This window comes from Roseomonas aeriglobus (assembly GCA_016937575.1).
Taxonomy (GTDB): domain Bacteria; phylum Pseudomonadota; class Alphaproteobacteria; order Sphingomonadales; family Sphingomonadaceae; genus Sphingomonas; species Sphingomonas aerigloba.
The window spans coordinates 3,217,428-3,234,724 of sequence record JAFHKN010000002.1 but is presented as its reverse complement, the minus strand read 5'-3'; the positions used below and the strand labels follow the sequence as shown (position 1 = coordinate 3,234,724).

The 17,297-nt window shown below is 63.3% G+C and carries 17 protein-coding genes and 1 pseudogene; 11 read left to right on the top strand and 7 right to left on the bottom strand.

Annotation, left to right across the window (positions count from 1 at the left end; all coding sequences use genetic code 11):
* Positions 1 to 2 precede the first annotated feature (2 nt).
* The gene (locus JW805_15765; protein ID MBN2973463.1) at positions 3 to 857 is read right to left on the bottom strand and encodes an SDR family oxidoreductase; all 855 of its coding nucleotides are present in this window, start codon (positions 855 to 857) and stop codon (positions 3 to 5) included.
* A gap of 29 nt (positions 858 to 886) precedes the next feature.
* Positions 887 to 1,687: a dioxygenase gene (locus tag JW805_15760; GenBank protein ID MBN2973462.1), complete on the bottom strand. Its 801-nt coding sequence runs from the start codon at positions 1,685 to 1,687 to the stop codon at positions 887 to 889.
* Between the two features lie 130 nt (positions 1,688 to 1,817).
* Between JW805_15760 and JW805_15755 the strand changes: the two genes are divergently transcribed.
* The gene (locus JW805_15755) at positions 1,818 to 2,726 is read left to right on the top strand and encodes a LysR family transcriptional regulator (GenBank protein ID MBN2973461.1); all 909 of its coding nucleotides are present in this window, start codon (positions 1,818 to 1,820) and stop codon (positions 2,724 to 2,726) included.
* A gap of 218 nt (positions 2,727 to 2,944) precedes the next feature.
* Here JW805_15755 and JW805_15750 read toward each other — a convergent pair whose 3' ends face one another.
* Positions 2,945 to 3,961, bottom strand: coding sequence for a zinc-binding alcohol dehydrogenase family protein (locus tag JW805_15750; GenBank protein MBN2973460.1), 1,017 nt, complete (start codon positions 3,959 to 3,961; stop codon positions 2,945 to 2,947).
* Positions 3,962 to 4,050: 89 nt separating this feature from the next.
* Positions 4,051 to 4,986, bottom strand: a complete 936-nt coding sequence (locus tag JW805_15745; GenBank protein MBN2973459.1) for a LysR family transcriptional regulator — start codon at positions 4,984 to 4,986, stop codon at positions 4,051 to 4,053.
* Positions 4,987 to 5,099: 113 nt separating this feature from the next.
* Here JW805_15745 and JW805_15740 point away from each other — a divergent pair, with 113 nt between their 5' ends.
* The 8 genes from JW805_15740 (at position 5,100) to JW805_15705 (ending at position 10,186) form a co-directional block, all read left to right on the top strand.
* On the top strand, positions 5,100 to 5,894 hold the full coding sequence (locus tag JW805_15740; GenBank protein ID MBN2973458.1) for a type 1 glutamine amidotransferase domain-containing protein: 795 nt from the start codon (positions 5,100 to 5,102) through the stop codon (positions 5,892 to 5,894).
* Positions 5,895 to 5,965: 71 nt separating this feature from the next.
* Positions 5,966 to 6,262, top strand: coding sequence for an antibiotic biosynthesis monooxygenase (locus tag JW805_15735; protein MBN2973457.1), 297 nt, complete (start codon positions 5,966 to 5,968; stop codon positions 6,260 to 6,262).
* Between the two features lie 10 nt (positions 6,263 to 6,272).
* Positions 6,273 to 6,452 carry a hypothetical protein gene (locus JW805_15730; GenBank protein ID MBN2973456.1) on the top strand — a complete coding sequence of 60 codons (180 nt, stop codon included), beginning with the start codon at positions 6,273 to 6,275 and terminating at the stop codon, positions 6,450 to 6,452.
* Positions 6,453 to 6,470: 18 nt separating this feature from the next.
* Positions 6,471 to 7,211, top strand: a complete 741-nt coding sequence (locus JW805_15725) for an SDR family oxidoreductase (GenBank protein ID MBN2973455.1) — start codon at positions 6,471 to 6,473, stop codon at positions 7,209 to 7,211.
* 111 nt (positions 7,212 to 7,322) lie between these two features.
* The gene (locus JW805_15720; protein ID MBN2973454.1) at positions 7,323 to 7,616 is read left to right on the top strand and encodes an antibiotic biosynthesis monooxygenase; all 294 of its coding nucleotides are present in this window, start codon (positions 7,323 to 7,325) and stop codon (positions 7,614 to 7,616) included.
* 104 nt (positions 7,617 to 7,720) lie between these two features.
* Positions 7,721 to 8,140: a heme-binding protein gene (locus JW805_15715; protein ID MBN2973453.1), complete on the top strand. Its 420-nt coding sequence runs from the start codon at positions 7,721 to 7,723 to the stop codon at positions 8,138 to 8,140.
* Positions 8,141 to 8,445: 305 nt separating this feature from the next.
* Entirely contained in the window at positions 8,446 to 9,585 is a 1,140-nt protein-coding gene (locus tag JW805_15710; protein MBN2973452.1) for a glutathione-independent formaldehyde dehydrogenase, read from the top strand.
* A gap of 31 nt (positions 9,586 to 9,616) precedes the next feature.
* The gene (locus JW805_15705; GenBank protein MBN2973451.1) at positions 9,617 to 10,186 is read left to right on the top strand and encodes a type 1 glutamine amidotransferase; all 570 of its coding nucleotides are present in this window, start codon (positions 9,617 to 9,619) and stop codon (positions 10,184 to 10,186) included.
* A gap of 257 nt (positions 10,187 to 10,443) precedes the next feature.
* On the opposite strand, the gene JW805_15700 is transcribed toward JW805_15705, so the two are convergent.
* The 3 genes from JW805_15700 to JW805_15690 all read right to left on the bottom strand — a co-directional run bounded on the left by JW805_15700 (position 10,444) and on the right by JW805_15690 (position 15,514).
* Positions 10,444 to 13,089, bottom strand: coding sequence for an excinuclease ABC subunit UvrA (locus JW805_15700; protein MBN2973450.1), 2,646 nt, complete (start codon positions 13,087 to 13,089; stop codon positions 10,444 to 10,446).
* 225 nt (positions 13,090 to 13,314) lie between these two features.
* Positions 13,315 to 14,424 (bottom strand): S-(hydroxymethyl)glutathione dehydrogenase/class III alcohol dehydrogenase, encoded by a 1,110-nt coding sequence (locus tag JW805_15695; protein ID MBN2973449.1) that lies wholly within the window; start codon positions 14,422 to 14,424, stop codon positions 13,315 to 13,317.
* Positions 14,425 to 14,524: 100 nt separating this feature from the next.
* Positions 14,525 to 15,514, bottom strand: a complete 990-nt coding sequence (locus JW805_15690; GenBank protein ID MBN2973448.1) for a zinc-dependent alcohol dehydrogenase family protein — start codon at positions 15,512 to 15,514, stop codon at positions 14,525 to 14,527.
* 138 nt (positions 15,515 to 15,652) lie between these two features.
* Between JW805_15690 and JW805_15685 the strand changes: the two genes are divergently transcribed.
* Together JW805_15685 and JW805_15680 are read left to right on the top strand one after the other, a co-directional pair.
* Complete coding sequence (locus tag JW805_15685) at positions 15,653 to 16,231, top strand: TetR/AcrR family transcriptional regulator (GenBank protein ID MBN2973447.1); 579 nt, start codon at positions 15,653 to 15,655, stop codon at positions 16,229 to 16,231.
* 261 nt (positions 16,232 to 16,492) lie between these two features.
* Positions 16,493 to 17,250, top strand: a pseudogene (locus tag JW805_15680) (IS5 family transposase).
* Positions 17,251 to 17,297: the final 47 nt, after the last annotated feature.

Here is a 17,297-nt window from a genome sequence, read left to right as displayed (position 1 = left end):
CGTCAGCCCCGCGCGGCGAGTTGCGCCTGCACCGCATCGGCCAGCGATGTCGTCGGGCGCCCGATCAGCTTCGAGAGCTGATGGCCGTCATCGAACAACGCGCCCTTCGAGGCATCGACGTCCCACGCGGCAAGCCCTTCGGCGAAGCCGTCGGGCAGGCCGACCTGCTTCAGGATCGCGGCGTAATCTGCCTGCGGCAGATCACGGTACGGGATGTCGCGACCCGTCTGGCGCGAGATCTCGGCGGCAAGGTCGGCGAGCGTCACCGCGTCGTCACCGGCCAGCTCATAGGTCTTGCCCTCATGGCCATCGCTGGTCAGCACGATGGCTGCGGCTTGGGCATAATCGGCGCGGGTCGCGAGCGACAGACGTCCCTCGCCAGCGCTGCCGACAAGCGCGCCATTCTCCAGGGCTGCGGGAATCGAGCCGGTGTAGTTCTCGGTGTACCAGCCATTGCGCAGGAGGGTCGTCGGAATACCGGAGGACGCCAGCAGCGCTTCGGTCGCACGGTGCTCCTCGCCCAGGCTGATCGGCGACCGGTCGGCGTGCAGCAGGCTGGTGTAGACGATACGCTTGATGCCCGCCGTCTTGGCGGCCTCGATGACGTTGCGGTGCTGTGCCTCGCGCTGCCCGACCTCGCTCGACGAGATCAAAAGCAACGTGTCGATCCCGGCCAGTGCCGGAGTGAGTGTCTCAGGCTGCGCGTAATCGAACGCGCGTGCCTCGACACCCAGGTCGCTGGCCTTTTCGGGCGAGCGCACCAGCGCCACGATCGGCTCGCCGGTCGACTTGCGCTTCAAGCTTTCGATGACGAGGCGGCCAAGCTGGCCAGTCGCGCCGGTGACGCCGATGGTCATGACAATTCTCCTTCAGTGACGCGGTGAGATCAGTTGAAACGGAAACCCGAGATGGCGGTCGACAGCACTTCCTCGGCATAGACCCGGGCGCCTTCGCCTTCGGCCGCGCCGGCCGCGACCATCAGGGGCAGCAGATGCTCCTCCTTGGCGGGCGGATGGGCGAACCGCGCCGATGGCGCATCGGCCCAATGCGCCAGACGCTCGGCTCGCTGCGCACCATCCAGTTCCATGCTCTCGGCCAGCCACTGGTCGAACGCCTGCGAGCCGGGCGTCGAGCGCGGGTCGCCATAGGCGCGCATGTTGTGGAAGCTCATGCCCGAACCCAGGATCAGCACACCTTCCTCACGCAGCGGCGCGAGGGCGCGGCCCGCAGCGACATGGAGGGCCGGGTCCAGCCCGCGCTCGACGGACATCTCGATCAGCGGAATGTCGGCATCCGGAAAGGCCACCTTGAGGGGCACGAACACCCCGTGATCCAGGCCCCGTGTCGCGTCGACAGACGAGGGGATGCCCGCATCCTTGAGCAGCGCCGCGGCACGGGCGGCGAGCGCGGGCGAGCCTGGTACGTCGTAGCGCAGCTGATAGGTATGGGGCGGGAAGTTGTAATAGTCGTAGATCAGCTCAGGCCGCTCGGCGCCGGTGAAGGCAAAGCCGTCCGTCTCCCAATGTCCCGAGACGACGAGGATAGCCTTGGGCTTCTCGGCGAGCGTGTTCGGCAGGTTGCGCAGGAACGCTTCCATACCGGTCCACACACCGCGCGGATCCTCCATGAAGAAGCAGGGGCCGCCGCCATGCGGGATGAAGTAGGTGGGCTGGACGCTCATGGTCATACACTCCGGTGCAGGCGCCACGGAGGCGGCCTGGATCATCGTTCGATCTGTCGACCGAAATATGTGCCCGATATCGCGCAATGATAATCGCTCGCGTAGAAGGATCAGCTTCAACCACGGGTAGGAAATCATGGCGGATCGGTTGACGGGTATGGACGTGTTCGTGCGGGCGATCAGGCTCGGTGGCATCTCTGCTGCCGCACGCGATCTGCACATGTCGCCTGCGATGGCGGCCAAGCACCTAGATGCTCTTGAAGCGCGGCTTGGCACCACGCTGGTGCAGCGGTCGACCCGTCGACTTTCGCTCACCGAGGCGGGCGCTGACTATTTCGAGAAAGCCGAACGTATTCTGATGGAGATCGGCGAAGCCGAGGCGGAGGCATCGTCGCGGTCGATCACCGCGCAGGGGCTGCTGCGCGTCAGTGCGCCCGCCACCTTCGGCGTTCTGCACCTTGCCTCACTCATCCCTGCTTTCTCCGCACGTCATCCCGAGGTGACGATCGAACTGAGCTTCAACGATCGTTACGTCGACCTGCTGGAAGAACGTTGGGATGTCGCCGTACGGATCGGGCGCCTCGCCAACAGTGCGCTTGTTGCCCGCAAGCTCGTGGCGATGCGCGTCGTGTTGTGTGCCGCCCCCTCTTATTTGGCGAGGCGGGGAACGCCAACCCGCCTGGCCGATCTCGGCGATCACGATTGTCTGGGCCACACCAACGCGTCGCTTGCAGGAACGACATCGTGGGCGTTCGGCAAAGACGGGACGATCAAGGTGCCGATCTCAGGATCGATGTGTTCCGACAATGGCGAGGCCTTGGTTCGCGCTGCCATCGCGGGCCAAGGGCTGGTCTATGGGCCACGCTTTATTGCGGCAGAGGCGCTTCGCGCCGGCCAATTGAGCGAGCTTGAGCTGGACGAGCCGCCTATGATGCTGGGAGCGGCATATGCCATCACACACCCGACGCGGCGCCCCGCCGCCAAGACGCGGGCGTGGATTGACTTCTTAGCCGAAGCACTCCCCGCTCTTGGCACCGATTGGTGAGAGGCCGAGCTAGCAGACGTCCCGAGTTTTCACCCGAGCACCGCGTCTGCTATCTCAAAACATCACGGTCTTTTATGATTGTAGATATCAGTGACCCAGCGAAAGCGACGCCCACAACCGCACATGGCTGGCATCGATAACGCCGAGGCTTGGTCCCTTTCAGTTGGTGCAGCGGGGGCTGCGGGCACGGCGGACGTTGCGGGTGAGCGTGAACCGCATCACTGCCAACCCTCGATGACGATCTTGCCGCGTGCGGAAGTGCTCTCAAGCGCCTGGTGCGCACGCTTGAGGTTCGCGGCGTTGATGGGGGAGAACCGTTCGGTGAGGGTGGTGCGCACCTCGCCGGCGTCCACGAGGCTGGCGATGGCCGACAGGATCTGACCCTGCGTTTCCATATCAGCGGTCTCGAACATGGACCGGGTGAACATAAACTCCCAGTGGGTCGACACCGACTTGCGTTTGAACGGTACGACATCGAGCGTCTTGGGGTCGTCGATGAGCGCAAAACGTCCCTGCGGGGCGATCAGCTCGGCGATCTGCTCGATATGCTCGTCGGTGTGCGTGGTCGAGAAGACGAAAGCCGGCGCGCCGATGCCCAAATTCGCCACTTGCCGAGCCAGCGGCTGGCGATGATCGATGACATGGTGCGCACCGAGCTCACCCACCCAGGCCTGCGTTTCAGGGCGCGAGGCCGTCGCAATGACGATCAGCTCGGGTACTTGGCGAGCAAGCTGAATTGCCATCGAGCCTACCCCGCCAGCACCCCCGACAATCAACAGCGCATGTGCTGCACCGGCTACAGGAGTACGCACGGACAATCGCTCGAAGAGGGCCTCCCACGCGGTGATCGCCGTCAGCGGCAACGCCGCTGCCTCTGCCCAATCGAGGCTGGCCGGCTTCTTCCCGACAATGCGCTCATCGACCAGGTGCAACTCGGCGTTAGTCCCATCGCGGCCGATGCTGCCCGCGTAGAACACCTCGTCCCCGGCTTTGAAGTCGTTCACGTCCGGGCCGACGGAACGAACGACACCAGCGGCATCCCAACCCAGCACACGCCAGTCGCCGCGGATCGGACCCGAGCCGCTGCGGACCTTCGTATCAACCGGGTTTACCGAGACGGCCTTCACCTCGACGAGGAGATCGCGCCCAGTGACTACGGGATCGGGAAGCTCGATGTCGACGAGCGATTCCGCACGATCGATCGTGCCGTGCTGCTGATAAGCTACTGCGCGCATGATAAGTCCTGTCGTTTCAGAGGCTATATAGCGATACTTGGTGAGTCGGGGGATATGCACAACCGCCGTTGCCGGTCCGACAGCGTCCCTCAGGCTGGCGACGGCGTGGCTGCCGCTGCCGTCTTTCCCTTGAGATCGGTGATGACCTCGCCGATCAGCGTCCGCAGCCAGCGGTGTGCGGGATCGTGCCGGTAGCGGACGTGCCAGGCCATCTCGACGGGGAAGCTGCCGAGGTCGACCGGGGCCGGCAGGATCTTCAGCCGGGGGTCGTGCATCAGCCGCCTGCAGATGAGCGAGGGCAAGGTGGCGCAATAGTCGGTCACCGCCACCATCTCCGCGACCGCGAAGAAGTTGGTCACGGAGATCGCGACGTCGCGCTTTAGCTGCTGCTGCGCCAGCGCCTGGAAGAGCCCGGCGCGCATCCGTCCGGGCGGCACGATGTTGACGTGCTTCATCGTCTCGAACTGCTCGCGGGTCATGGCATCGCCGACGTCCGGATGGTCGGCGCGGACGGCGCAGGCGAGCCCCTCGTCCATCAGGTGCTGGACGACGAGGTTGTCGGGCGGGTCAACGATGCGGCCCAGCACGAGCGCCGTCGTGCCCGACACGACGCCCGTCTCAACGAGATCGTTGCCGTAGGGGGTCAGGCGGAGCTTAATGCCGGGTGCGACTTTCTGCAGTCGCGCCACGACCGCGGGGACGAGGACGAATTCGACATAGCCGTTCGGCGCGATGGTGAAGAGGCGTTCGGCCTGTGCGGGGTCGAAGGCCTGCTGACCGAGGACCGCGTCGTCGAGCTGTGCGAGCGCTTCGGCGATCAGCGGCGCGAGTTCTAGCGCGATTGGGGTCGGCTGGATGCCGTAGCGCTCGCGGACGAACAGCTGGTCCTGAAGCATTAGTCGTAGACGCGATAGGGCGTTAGACAGGGCGGGCTGTGTCATGCCCATGCGCTCGGCGGCCCGCGTGACGCTGCGCTCCTCCATCAACGCGACAAAGATCGGCAGCAGGTTCAGATCATAGCGCACGCAGTTATACTGTCATACTTATATCTGAAATCAAGAAGATAAACTTCTAGAATATGTCAACAAGGCCCATTTCTCATCCATCGGCGACGGACGCCGCGAACATGGAGGTTCAGATGAGCAAGGGACAGGTTCTCGTTCTTGGATCGAACGCGACGCAGATCGGTCTGCGTGGCGGTGGTACCGCGACGATCGGTCAGTATCTCAACGAGACGGCGGTCCCCGCGCTGGCTCTGCTCGACGCCGGCTATGATATTGTTCTCGCCACGCCCAATGGGGCCAAGCCACACATCGACGCCGTCTCCGTTTCGGTTGATCATTTTGGCGGCGATGAGACGGCATTCCAGCGCGCCAAGGACTTTTTTGCCAGCCACCCGGCGATGAACGACGTCCGCAGCTTGCGCTCTGTCGTCGAGGGCGGCCTGGACGGCTTCGTCGGAGTGTTCGTGCCGGGCGGCCACGCTCCCGTCGTCGACCTGATGCAGGACCACGACGCGGGCACGATCCTCCGTCACTTCCACACGGCGGCCAAGCCGACCGCGCTCCTCTGCCACGGACCGGTAGCCGTTGTCGCTACGCTCGACGATGCTCCGGCCTTCCGCAAGGCGCTGGAGGAAGGCGATGACGCCGGGGCGGCCGACCTGGCGCGAGACTGGATCTACTCGGGCTACCGCATGACCGTCTTCTCGGCGAGCGAGGAGAAGATCGCCGAGGAGCAAGTGCTGAAGGGCGAGCTCTTCTTCGACATGGAAAAGGCGCTGCTCTCGGCCGGTGGCGACGTCTCGGTCACTGACAAGAACTTCGCTTCGAATGTCGTCGTGGACCGGGAGCTGATCACGGGTCAGAATCCGGCGTCGGACCAGGCCATGGCCGACGCTTTGATCGAAGCCCTCGATCGCGCCGCGGCGTGAGTACCAGGATGACGGGCGGGGCGCTCAGGATGCGCCCCGCTTCGCATATAACCATGACGAGGAACGGTGCCATGACAGCCAACGTGAAGATCGTCGCCGTGCTCACCGCCCGTGCGGATACCGTCGACCGCCTGCACGCTCTGCTCGACGCCATGTTAAAGCCGAGCCGTGCGGAGCCGGGCAATTTGCGCTACGATCTCTGGCAGGACCAGAGCGATCCGAACCGCTTCGTCCTCGACGAGCTGTACGCGGACGCGGATGCAGTTGCCGCCCACCGCGCGACGCCCCACTTCCAGAACTACCTCTCTGAGATCGGCGATCTGGCCGAGCGCGGCGCGTTCGTCCTCAACCCCGTCTCCGCGACCTGAGGGTGCTGCCATGGGCAAGCTTAAAGAATGGGTGGGGTCGGCGCTGCTGGCACAACCGTTCTACGTAGAGGAGCTGCGGATGATCGGCCTGTTGGCACCTGCGCTTCGCCTGGGCCTTATTGGCCTCGTTTATCCACGCGGCGGCTACCGCTGGCGCGGGGCCGCGATCCAGCGGAAAATCAACATCTGAAATCAAGGACACACAGTCATGACCAAAGGCATCGAAGGCAAGGTTGTTCTCATCACCGGCGGCAGCACCGGTATCGGCGCGGAAACCGCGCGGCTTCTCGCTGAACGCGGCGCCAAGGTGGCCATCGCCGCACGGCGCAAGGACAAGCTCGACGAGGTCGTCGCGCAGATCGCCGAGAACGGCGGAACGGCACGCGCCTATGCGCTTGACGTCACTGACAAGTCGGCGGTCCAGTCCGTCGTCGCCGCGATCGTCGCCGACTTCGGCCGTCTCGACGTACTGATCAACAACGCCGGTCTGATGCCGATCCGTCCGATGGCCGAGGTCAACACCGACGAGTGGGACCAGATGATCGACGTCAATTTGAAGGGCACGCTCTACGGCATCGCCGCGGCTCTTCCCGGCTTCCTGGAGCAGGGCAGCGGCCACATCATCAACCTGAGTTCGGTCGCCGGCATCAAGGTCTTCGCCCCGGGCGGCACGGTCTATTCCGGCACCAAGTTCGCCGTCAGCGCGATCAGCGAAGGTCTTCGCCAAGAGGTGGGCGAGAAGGTCCGCGTCACGTCGATCGAGCCCGGAGCCGTCGAGAGCGACCTGAAGTTCACGACGTCGGGTACGGCTGCTGAGACGGTGCTGGACTTCTACAAGCAGGCCATCCCGGCGGCATCGGTGGCGCGTGCTATCGCGTTCGCTGTCGAACAACCTGATGACGTCGACATCAACGCGATCGTCATCCGGCCGACCGCACAGGAGTTCTGATCTCGACGAGGAGGCGGGGCCGCGTGTGCTCCGCCTCATGGGGAACGTACCGGCCGGCTCGTCCGTTACTTTGCCGAATGGTATTTGTCCGTTTCACTTGAGGAGTCATTTATGCCCAAGCTTGCCCTGTATGTACCACTGAAGGCCAAGCCCGGAAAGGAGCGCGATGTCGCCGATTTCCTGACCTCGGCATTGCCGCTCGTTCAAGCTGAGCCGGGCACTCTGACCTGGTATGCGATCGAGGAAGGTCCCGGTGCGTACGCGATCTTCGATACGTTCGACACAGAGGAGGATCGGCAGGCCCATCTCGACGGCAAGGTTGCCGCCGCACTGATGGACAAGGCAGAAGAACTGTTCTCTGAACCGCCGCAGATTCACAAGTTCACCCTGCTGGCCGCGAAATAGCGGAGCGGTCAGCAGCCTAGCGCTTCGCTCTCATCGCCCGCGTGGGGGGGGGCGGGCGCGGCGGTGTTGAGCGGTTTTCCCCGAACTGGCCACGGAGACACGCCATGCACACCATCCAGACACTCGACCTGAACGACGCGCGGACGATCATCGATGCGGGGATCGCGGAGGCCGAGCGGATCGGCAGCCCGTCGAACATCGCGGTGGTGGACGCGGGCGGCTGCCTCCTAGCGTTCGCGCGGATGGACGATGCGTGGCGCGGCAGCGTCGACATCGCGATCACCAAGGCGTGGACGGCGCGCGCGTTCGACGTCGAGACCAAGGCGCTGGCGAAGCTCGCTCAGCCGGGCGCCGACTTCTACGGCATCCATGCCTCCAACGACGGCAAGGTGATGATCTTCGCCGGGGGCGTGCCGATCAAGGAGGGCGAGACGGTGATCGGCGCGGTGGGCGTGTCGGGCGGCACCGGCAAGCAGGACCATGGCGTGGCCGAAGCGGCGGGGCAGGCGTTCGCGCTCGGCTGAGCCTTGGAGCGCGGTGCCGGGCGCGGCGGTACCCGCTTAGTCGATGGCGGCGGGCGCGCCTCCCGCGCGGCGCGGGTCGCCTCCGTTTAGAGCGTTTTTCGGCCGTTCTGGCCCAGTCATTCAGAAAAGCGCCGTGAAACGATCCCAAGATGCCCCTCCGGGAAGGAGCCTCTCAGATAGCAGAAGGTTCAAAAACTGAGATCATTTGGAAGGGTGCGATGTCCTCCGCCGTTGCGATGGCCCGGATCATCAGCAAGCTCTCGATTTGATGACGCGTTGCGAAGAATTGCGAAAGGAAAAGATCCGTGAAAGCTGTCGTGTACAACGGGCCCAAAGATGTTTCCGTCAATACCATCGATGATCCCAAGATCGAAAAGCAGACCGATGTTATCATCCGGCTGACCACGACCAATATCTGCGGGTCGGACCTTCACATGTATGAGGGGCGTACCAGCTTCGAGAAGGGCAGGGTCTTCGGTCACGAAAACCTTGGCGAAGTCGTCGAAGTCGGCTCTGCCGTAGATCGTATCAAGAAGGGCGATCGCGTGTGCTTGCCGTTCAACGTCGGTTGCGGTTTCTGCGAGAATTGCGAACGCGGTCTGACGGGTTTTTGCCTCACGACCAATCCTGGAACCGCCGGCGCAGCGTATGGCTTTGCCGAGATGGGTCCGTGGCAAGGTGGTCAGGCCGAGTTGATGCGCGTTCCTTATGCGGACTTCAATTGTTTGAAGCTGCCTGAGGACGCTGAGGAGAAGGAGGATGACTATGTCATGCTCTCCGACATTTTCCCGACGGGTTGGCATGGCGTCGAACTGTCAGGTTTCGTGCCTGGAGAAAGCATCGCGATCTACGGCGCTGGTCCGGTCGGTTTGATGGCCGCGCATTCAGCCGAAATTCGTGGTGCCTCTCAGATCTTCGTGGTCGATTCTCACGATGACCGCCTGAAACTGGCCGAGGCGATGGGCGCTATTCCGATCGACATGCGCAAGGGCGATCCCGCCCAGCAGATCCTTGACGCGACCGGCGGCCTCGGGACCGACCGGGGGGTCGAGGCGGTCGGGTATCAGTGTTGCGATCGCCACGGCAAGGAGCGCAGCAATTACACGATGAACTGCCTCGTCAAAAGCACGAAGGCCACCGGCGGCATCGGTGTCGTCGGCGTGTTCATTCCGGAAGACCCGAACGCGCCCGATGATCTCCAGAAGGAAGGCAAGATGGCGTTCGACTTCGGTAACTTCTGGTTCAAGGGCCAGAAGATCGGCACCGGCCAGTGCAATGTAAAGCACTACAACCGGCGACTGATGAAGCTTATCGAACAAGGCCGGGCCAATCCTGCCCAAATCATCTCGCACCGACTGCCGCTTGATCAGGCACCAGACGCCTACAAGCATTTCGACGAGCGCGATGCTGGCTGGACGAAGGTCGTGCTCAAGCCGGGCACCTGACCTTAGTCTTCGACGGAATAGGAAGTAAATTATGACTTTGGAAGGCAAATCGGTTGCCATCCTGATCTCACCCCGCGGGACGGAAGAACCAGAATTCTCGAAGCCCAAGCAAGCTGTCGAGGACGCTGGTGGCAAAGTGACCGTGGTCAGTTTTGAACCGGGCAAGGCTCGCACAGTCAATAGCGATCTTGACGAAGGCGCCAGCTTTACTATCGACAAGACGTTTTCCGAGGTGAAAGCCGACGATTTCGACGGACTTGTTGTGCCCGGAGGGACTGTCGGTGCCGACAAGCTGCGCGGCAGCGTCGAGGCAATTGGTTTCATCCGGGCTTTCTTCGATCAGAAAAAACCTGTTGCGGCTATATGCCATGCACCCTGGACATTGATCGAGGCGGGCGTGCTTGAGGGTCGCACCTTGACGTCGTACCCGACGCTGAAGGTCGATATCGAGAACGCCGGCGGCGCATGGACCAATGAGGAAGTCGTGGTCGACAACGGTCTTGTTACCAGCCGCGATCCCAATGATTTGCCCGCCTTCTGTGCCAAACTCGTTGAGGAAATCGCAGAAGGTGTCGGCGCAGCGCCCGCAGCAGGGAATTAAGGCGGGGCATTTCGACGAAACCATGTGAGGGCCCTCTCCGTGGAGAAGGTCCGCACAAAGCAAGCGTGGCGGATGGCCAGCGATTGGCCGTCCGCCACGCCGCGTATCACACGAACACCGCGCACCTGACGGGCACTCAAACCCTAAGCCGCGTCAGCCGCGGTGACACATCGCCGGCTCCCGCTTCCAGATTCGACCCAATCCAACGTGTGGTCGAGATGCGCCTGGTCGAACGTGCGTTCGGCCAGATTTACGACCTACAGCGCTGCCTTGAGATAGCGGGCGGTGAGACTGCCTTCCGCTTCCGCAACGACGCCGGGGACGCCGCTGGCAACGATACGACCCCCATCTTCCCCGGCCCCCGGTCCCAGGTCGATGACCCAGTCCGCCTGTATGATGGCGCGCATGTCATGTTCGACGACTACGACGGTATTGCCGGCGTCCACGAGGCCCTGCAGGTGTCGCATCAGCCGGTCGCCATCGGAGGGGTGAAGCCCCGAAGTTGGCTCGTCGAGGATGTAGATCGTGTTGCCGCGTTGAGCGCGTTGCAGTTCAGTCGCCAGCTTGATGCGCTGCGCCTCCCCGCCAGACAGCTCGGTCGCCGGTTGACCGAGCCTCAGATAGCCAAGACCGATCTCCCGCAATATGTCGAGGGAGCGCATCACAGATGCCTCGCCAGCGAAGAAATCGCACGCATCGTCGACCGTCAGTTCGAGCACCTGGGCGATATTGCGCCCGTTCCATTCGACTTCGAGCGTTTGCGGGTTGTAGCGAGAGCCATGACAGGTCGAGCACGGGGCAAAAACGCTCGGCAGGAACAGCAGCTCCACCATGACGTACCCCTCGCCCTCGCACACAGGGCAGCGGCCTTGCGCGACGTTGAACGAGAACCTTCCCGGGTTGTAGTGCCGCCGGCGGGCGAGCGGCGTATCAGCGAAGATCCGTCGCACATGGTCGAACATGCCGCTGTAGGTGGACAGGTTCGAGCGCGGCGTGCGGCCGATCGGTTTCTGATCGACCCGCACCAGCCTGTGAACATGCTCCATGCCTGCGACAATGCGTCCTTCAGTGTCGTTCTGCGCAACATCGAGCAGCGGATCGATATCCTCCTCCTCGGCCACGGGGGACCCGCCGAGGTGTTCCGTGACGAGCTCGGGCAGCGCCTGACTGACAAGACTGGACTTGCCCGATCCCGAAACGCCGGTGACAGCGGTGAAGCAGCCGATGGGAAACTCGACGTCGAGACCATGGAGATTGTTCCGGCTGATCCCTTCCAGACGTAGCCATCCCTTGGGATCGCGCGGTGTGCGCTCACTGCGGAGCGGTTCTGCGAACAGGTAGCGGCGGGTGATCGAAGTCTCGACGTCGGCAAGCCCCTCGATCGGCCCGCTGTAGAGGACTTCACCGCCCTTTTCCCCGGCTCCTGGTCCGACATCGACGAGCCATTCCGCGCGGCGGATCACGTCGAGATCATGTTCGACGACGAACAGGGAGTTGCCCGCCGCCTTGAGACGCTCGAGGATGGTGAGCAAAGCTTCGCCATCTGCCGGGTGCAACCCTGCCGAAGGCTCGTCAAGCACATAGACCACGCCGAAAAGCTGTGACGACAATTGCGTGGCAAGCCGCAAGCGCTGCAGTTCTCCGGAGGAGAGCGTCGGCGTGCTGCGGTCGAGCGAAATGTAGCCAAGGCCAAGATCGATCAGCGGCTCCAGCCGCTCGATCAATTCGCAGGCAAGGCGTTGGGCGGCGATCCGCTTTTCGTCGGAGAGATTGGGGGTGCGGCGTACGTCGGGCGCGCTCTTGTGCGCAGAGCCGCCCGCCGCAACCCGTTGTTCGACCGCTGCATCGCGGGCCGCTTTGTCCAGAACATGGCCCTTTGATGGGGCGGAGACCGCCCCATACCCGCCCTGCGCGACGGGCATCAGCAAGTCCTTCAGCTTGAGCACCGTCAGGTCACCGAACTCGGCAATGTCGAGGCCGGCGAATTTGACCGACAGGGCTTCGCGCTTCAGGCGCTTGCCGTCGCAGGTCGGGCAATCCCGGCCGATGATATATTGCGAGACGCGCTTCTTCATCAGCGCGCTTTTAGTGTTGGCGAAGGTTTCCAGCACATAGCGACGCGCGCCGGTGAAGGTGCCCTGGTAGCTCGGCTCCATGCCGCGCTTGAGCGCCGTCCGGGTCTGTTCGGGCGTCAGGCCCGCATAGACCGGCACCGTCGGCGCCTCGTCGGTAAAGAGAATCCAGTCGCGATCCTTCTTCGGCAGATCGCGCCACGGCGTGTCGACGTCATAGCCGAGCGACACGAGGATATCGCGCAGATTCTGGCCATGCCATGCCGCCGGCCAAGCGGCGACTGCGCGTTCCCGGATCGTCAGCGTGTCATCGGGCACCATCGTTTCTTCGGTCGCGTCATAGACGCGCCCGATGCCGTGACAGGTCGGGCAGGCGCCGGCGACCGTGTTGGGCGAGAAATCCTCCGCATAGAGCATGGGCTGACGGCGCGGATATTCGCCGACGCGCGAATAGAGCATCCGCACCAGGCTGGAGAGAGTCGCCACGCTGCCGACCGAGGATCGCGCATTGGCCGAGCCGCGCTGCTGCTGTAACGCGACCGCAGGCGGCAAACCGTCGATCGCATCGACCTCCGGCACGCCGGCCTGGTCGATCAGGCGACGGGCATAGGGCGCAACCGATTCCAGATAACGCCGCTGGGCTTCGGCATAAAGGGTGCCGAACGCGAGCGATGACTTGCCCGAGCCCGATATGCCGGTGAACACTACGAAGGCGTCGCGCGGTACATCGACGTCAACATTCTTGAGGTTATTCTGGCGCGCGCCGCGAACCTGCACGCAAGCGGGCGGCCCCGTATGCCCATGATCGGTGGCCGGCGTCGTCGCGTGAATATCCTTGCTCTTCAATTCAGTCTTCCTGCCATATCCGCCCGTGCGGCCCGTGTTCATTACGGTCGGGGTAACAGATGAATGCATTTTCGACGCAATACATCCAACGGTTGTTACCGCATCGCCGCGCATAACCCTGTTCGCAGGGCGCGCTTAATCATGGTCGGGGCCGGGCCATGATGAAGGCTGGCTTGTCGATCCGAACCCGCGCCGCTTCGGATCGGCGGGTCAATAGTGGATGACCGTGCGGATCGACTTGCCTTCGTGCATCAGTTCGAAGGCCTCGTTGATCTCCTCCAGACCCATCGTGTGGGTTACGAATGGGGCCAGATCGATATCGCCTCTCATCGCATCCTCGACCATGCCGGGGAGCTGTGTCCGTCCCTTGACGCCACCGAAAGCGGACCCCTTCCATACGCGGCCCGTGACGAGCTGGAATGGGCGGGTAGAGATTTCCTCGCCCGCGCCGGCAACGCCAATCACGATCGACTGACCCCAGCCACGGTGCGCTGATTCAAGCGCGGCGCGCATGACGTGGACGTTGCCGATGCACTCGAAGGTATGATCGATGCCCCAGCCCGTCATCTCGATCAGCACTTGCTGGATAGGCTTGTCATGGTCCTTGGGGTTGATGCACTCGGTCGCACCGAACTGGCGTGCCAGCTCGAACTTGGATGGATTGGTGTCGATGGCGATGATGCGACCCGCCTTCGCCTGGCGCGCACCCTGAATCGCCGCGAGGCCGATGCCGCCGAGGCCGAACACGGCGACCGAGTCTCCGGGCTGGACCTTGGCGGTATTGTGGACTGCGCCGATGCCGGTCGTGACGCCGCAGCCGAGCAGGCAGACATGTTCGGGGTTTGCCTCGGGATTGATCTTGGCGAGCGAGACTTCGGCGACGACAGTATATTCACTGAAGGTTGAACAGCCCATGTAATGATAGAGGGGCTGACCATTGTACGAAAAGCGGGTGGTCCCATCGGGCATCAAGCCCTTGCCCTGCGTTTCGCGGACAGCGACGCACAGGTTGGTCTTGCCCGACAGGCAGAAGTCGCACTTGCCGCATTCGGCGGTGTAGAGCGGGATCACGTGATCGCCCGGTCCGACGCTGGTGACGCCTTCACCGACCTCGACAACGATGCCAGCGCCCTCGTGGCCCAGAACCACCGGGAAAACACCCTCCGGATCACTCCCCGCCAGCGTGTACGCGTCGGTGTGGCACACACCGGTGTGCGTCACCCGTATGAGGACTTCGCCTTTCCGGGGTGGGGCGACATCGATCTCGACGATCTCGAGTGGCTTGCCCGCCTCGAAGGCTACAGCGGCGCGAGATTTCATGTTGGGATACCTTCGTTGAGTTAAACCGATTGCTGGTGCGAGGCCGTCGCGTCAGCGCAAATTCGTGGGGGAGCGTTCGCTCACTCCCCCGGTATGCCGGTCAGACCGTAACGACGACCTTGCCGATCTGGTCGTTCGATTCGAGGAAGCGGTGAGCGTCCTGGATGGCGTCGAGCGGGAAAGTGCGCGCGATCCGCGGCTTGAGCGCGCCCGATTCCAGACCCGCCACGATGAACGCCTTGGCGCGATCGAGGGCGGCATCGTCCGAGACAATCTCGCTGTAGAGATACCCCTTGAGCGTGAGGCTCTTGCCCAGCACGGAGAACAACGGGAACGGCGTCGGTTCGCCGCTGAGCGCGCCATATTCGAGCAGGATGCCGCCGCGTGCCATGCTCTCGGTCAGCGGCTCGAACGACGGGCCTCCGACCGGATCGAGCACCACGCGCGCACCCTGACCATCGGTTATCTCCATCACCCTCGCTACCAGATCCTCTTCCCCGGTCGCGACGACATGATGTGCACCGGCATCGATCAGGGCCTGGCGCTTGGCGCCGGTACGCGTCGTCGCGATTACCGTCGCGCCGACCATCCGCGCAATCTGGGAGGCAGCAAGGCCGACGCTGCTGGAGGCAGCAGTGACGATGACGAAATCGCCCTCCCCGAGTTTCGCCTGCTCCACCAGCGCACCCCAGGCGGTGACATACTGCATCCACACGGCCGCCGCTTCCTCAAACGACAGCGCCGCCGGATGCTTGACGACGAGGCGGGCGGGCACGTTGGCGACCTCGCCATACGTGCCCCAGCGCGCGATATCGAGCGGGGGGATGACGCTGACGGCTTCGCCTTCCGCAAACCCGGTCACGTCCGCGCCGACCGTAACGACAGTGCCGGCAGCCTCATAGCCAAGGCGGCTCGGGAACTCGGCTTCCTGAAGGTAGGCATGGTTGCGGAACATCACCTCGGCGCGGTTTATGCCTATCGCCTTCACCGCGATCTGCACTTCGTCGGCCGCGGGCGCGGGGACGGCCACATCTTCAATCCTGAGGACGCTGGCGTCGCCATATTCGTGGATACGGACGATGCGGCTCATTGGAGATTCCTTGATTATTGAATGATCGTTCTGTAAGGGAGAAGACCACCCGTTTCAAGATATTATTTATCGATCGTTCCATATCGTGCACCAGAGATGACAGAGACGAAAGCCCGTCGCCGCGCAGGCCGCCCTCGTGTGTTCGACACTGACGCTGCGCTCGACAAGGCGGTGCGGCTGTTCTGGCAGCGCGGCTACGAGGCGACATCGATGGCCGATCTGGTGGCGGAGACTGGCGTCGCCGCTGCCAGTCTCTATGCAGCGTTTGACAACAAGGCGGGGCTGTTTGCGGCGGTGATCGAGCGCTACGCCGCGACATTCAGCGTCCACCTCTATGCACCCATCAACGATCCGGCGTTGTCCACCTACGAGGCCGTCAAAGGCCTGCTGGAACGAGCGGCGTCATCATTCTCGGAACCTGGAACGCCGGCCGGCTGCTTCATGTATTCGGCAGCGGCAGCCGTTTCGCCGGCGTCCGCCGCCATCGAATGCCTGCTGCGCGACAAGCGTATCGCGGCGGAGGCCCTCCTGATCGAGCGTCTGCAACGCGGCGCCGCGCAGGGCGAGCTTGCGGCCAACACCGATCCGGCCGTGCTAGGCAAATTCATCAATACGGTCATGGAAGGCATGTCCGTTCAGGCGCGCGACGGCGCTACGATCAACGAACTGCTCTCCATCGCCAAAATGGCACTCGATCGATGGCCGGCCGCGATATGATCGTTACATGGTGGTCATCTGCCAATCCGCCTCCCGCGACCGAACAGTCGAACTCATCTCATTGGACGAAAGCACATGAAACACGTGACATTGCTCGGCGGGGAAGTGGTTCCTTCAATGGGTCAAGGCACCTGGAAGATGGGTGAACGTGCTGAGCGGCGATCCGATGAAATCGCCGCGCTACGCGCCGGTGTCGAGCTAGGGTCAGGACCCATTGATGTGAGTGCCGCGATCTGATTCAGACTCCGTGAGGAGACTGCAATGAGCGACCTGCTTTGGCTGACGGACGAGCAAATGGAGCGGCTGCGTCCGTTCTTTCCCAAGAGCCATGGCTAGCCTCGGGTGGACGACCGGCGGGTGCTGAGCGGCATCGTGTTCGTCAACAAGAATGGGCTGCGCTGGCGTGATGCGCCGAGCGCTTACGGTCCGCCCAAGACGCTCTACAATCGGTGGAAGCGCTGGGGGGCGGCAGGCGTGTTCACGCGCATGATGGAGGGGTTGGCGACCGCGGGCGCGGAGCCAGCAACGGTCATGATCGACGCTACCTATTTGAAGGCGCACCGCACGGCATCGAGCCTGCGGGTTAAAAAGGGGATCTCGGCCGCCTGATCGGGCGCACGAAGGGCGGCATGAATACCAAGCTCCATGCCCTCGCCGATGCGAACGGACGCCCGCTGAGCTTCTTCATGACCGCGGGCCAGGTCAGCGACTACACGGGCGCGGCAGCACTGCTGGATGACCTGCCCAAGGCACAGTGGCTGCTTGGCGACCGCGGCTACGACGCCGACTGGTTCAGGGACGCCCTGCAGGCCAAGGGCATCCAGCCCTGCATCCCGGGCCGCAAATCGCGCAATGAGCCCGCCAGGTACGACAAGCGCCGCTATCGCCGTCGCAGCCGCATCGAGATCATGTTCGGCCGCCTCAAAGACTGGCGACGCGTCGCTACCCGCTACGATCGCTGCCCAACCGCCTTCTTCTCTGCCATCGCCTTGGCAGCAACCGTCATCTTCTGGCTGTGATCAACGAGTCCTGACCCTAGGGTCAGGACCCATTGATGTGAGCGTCG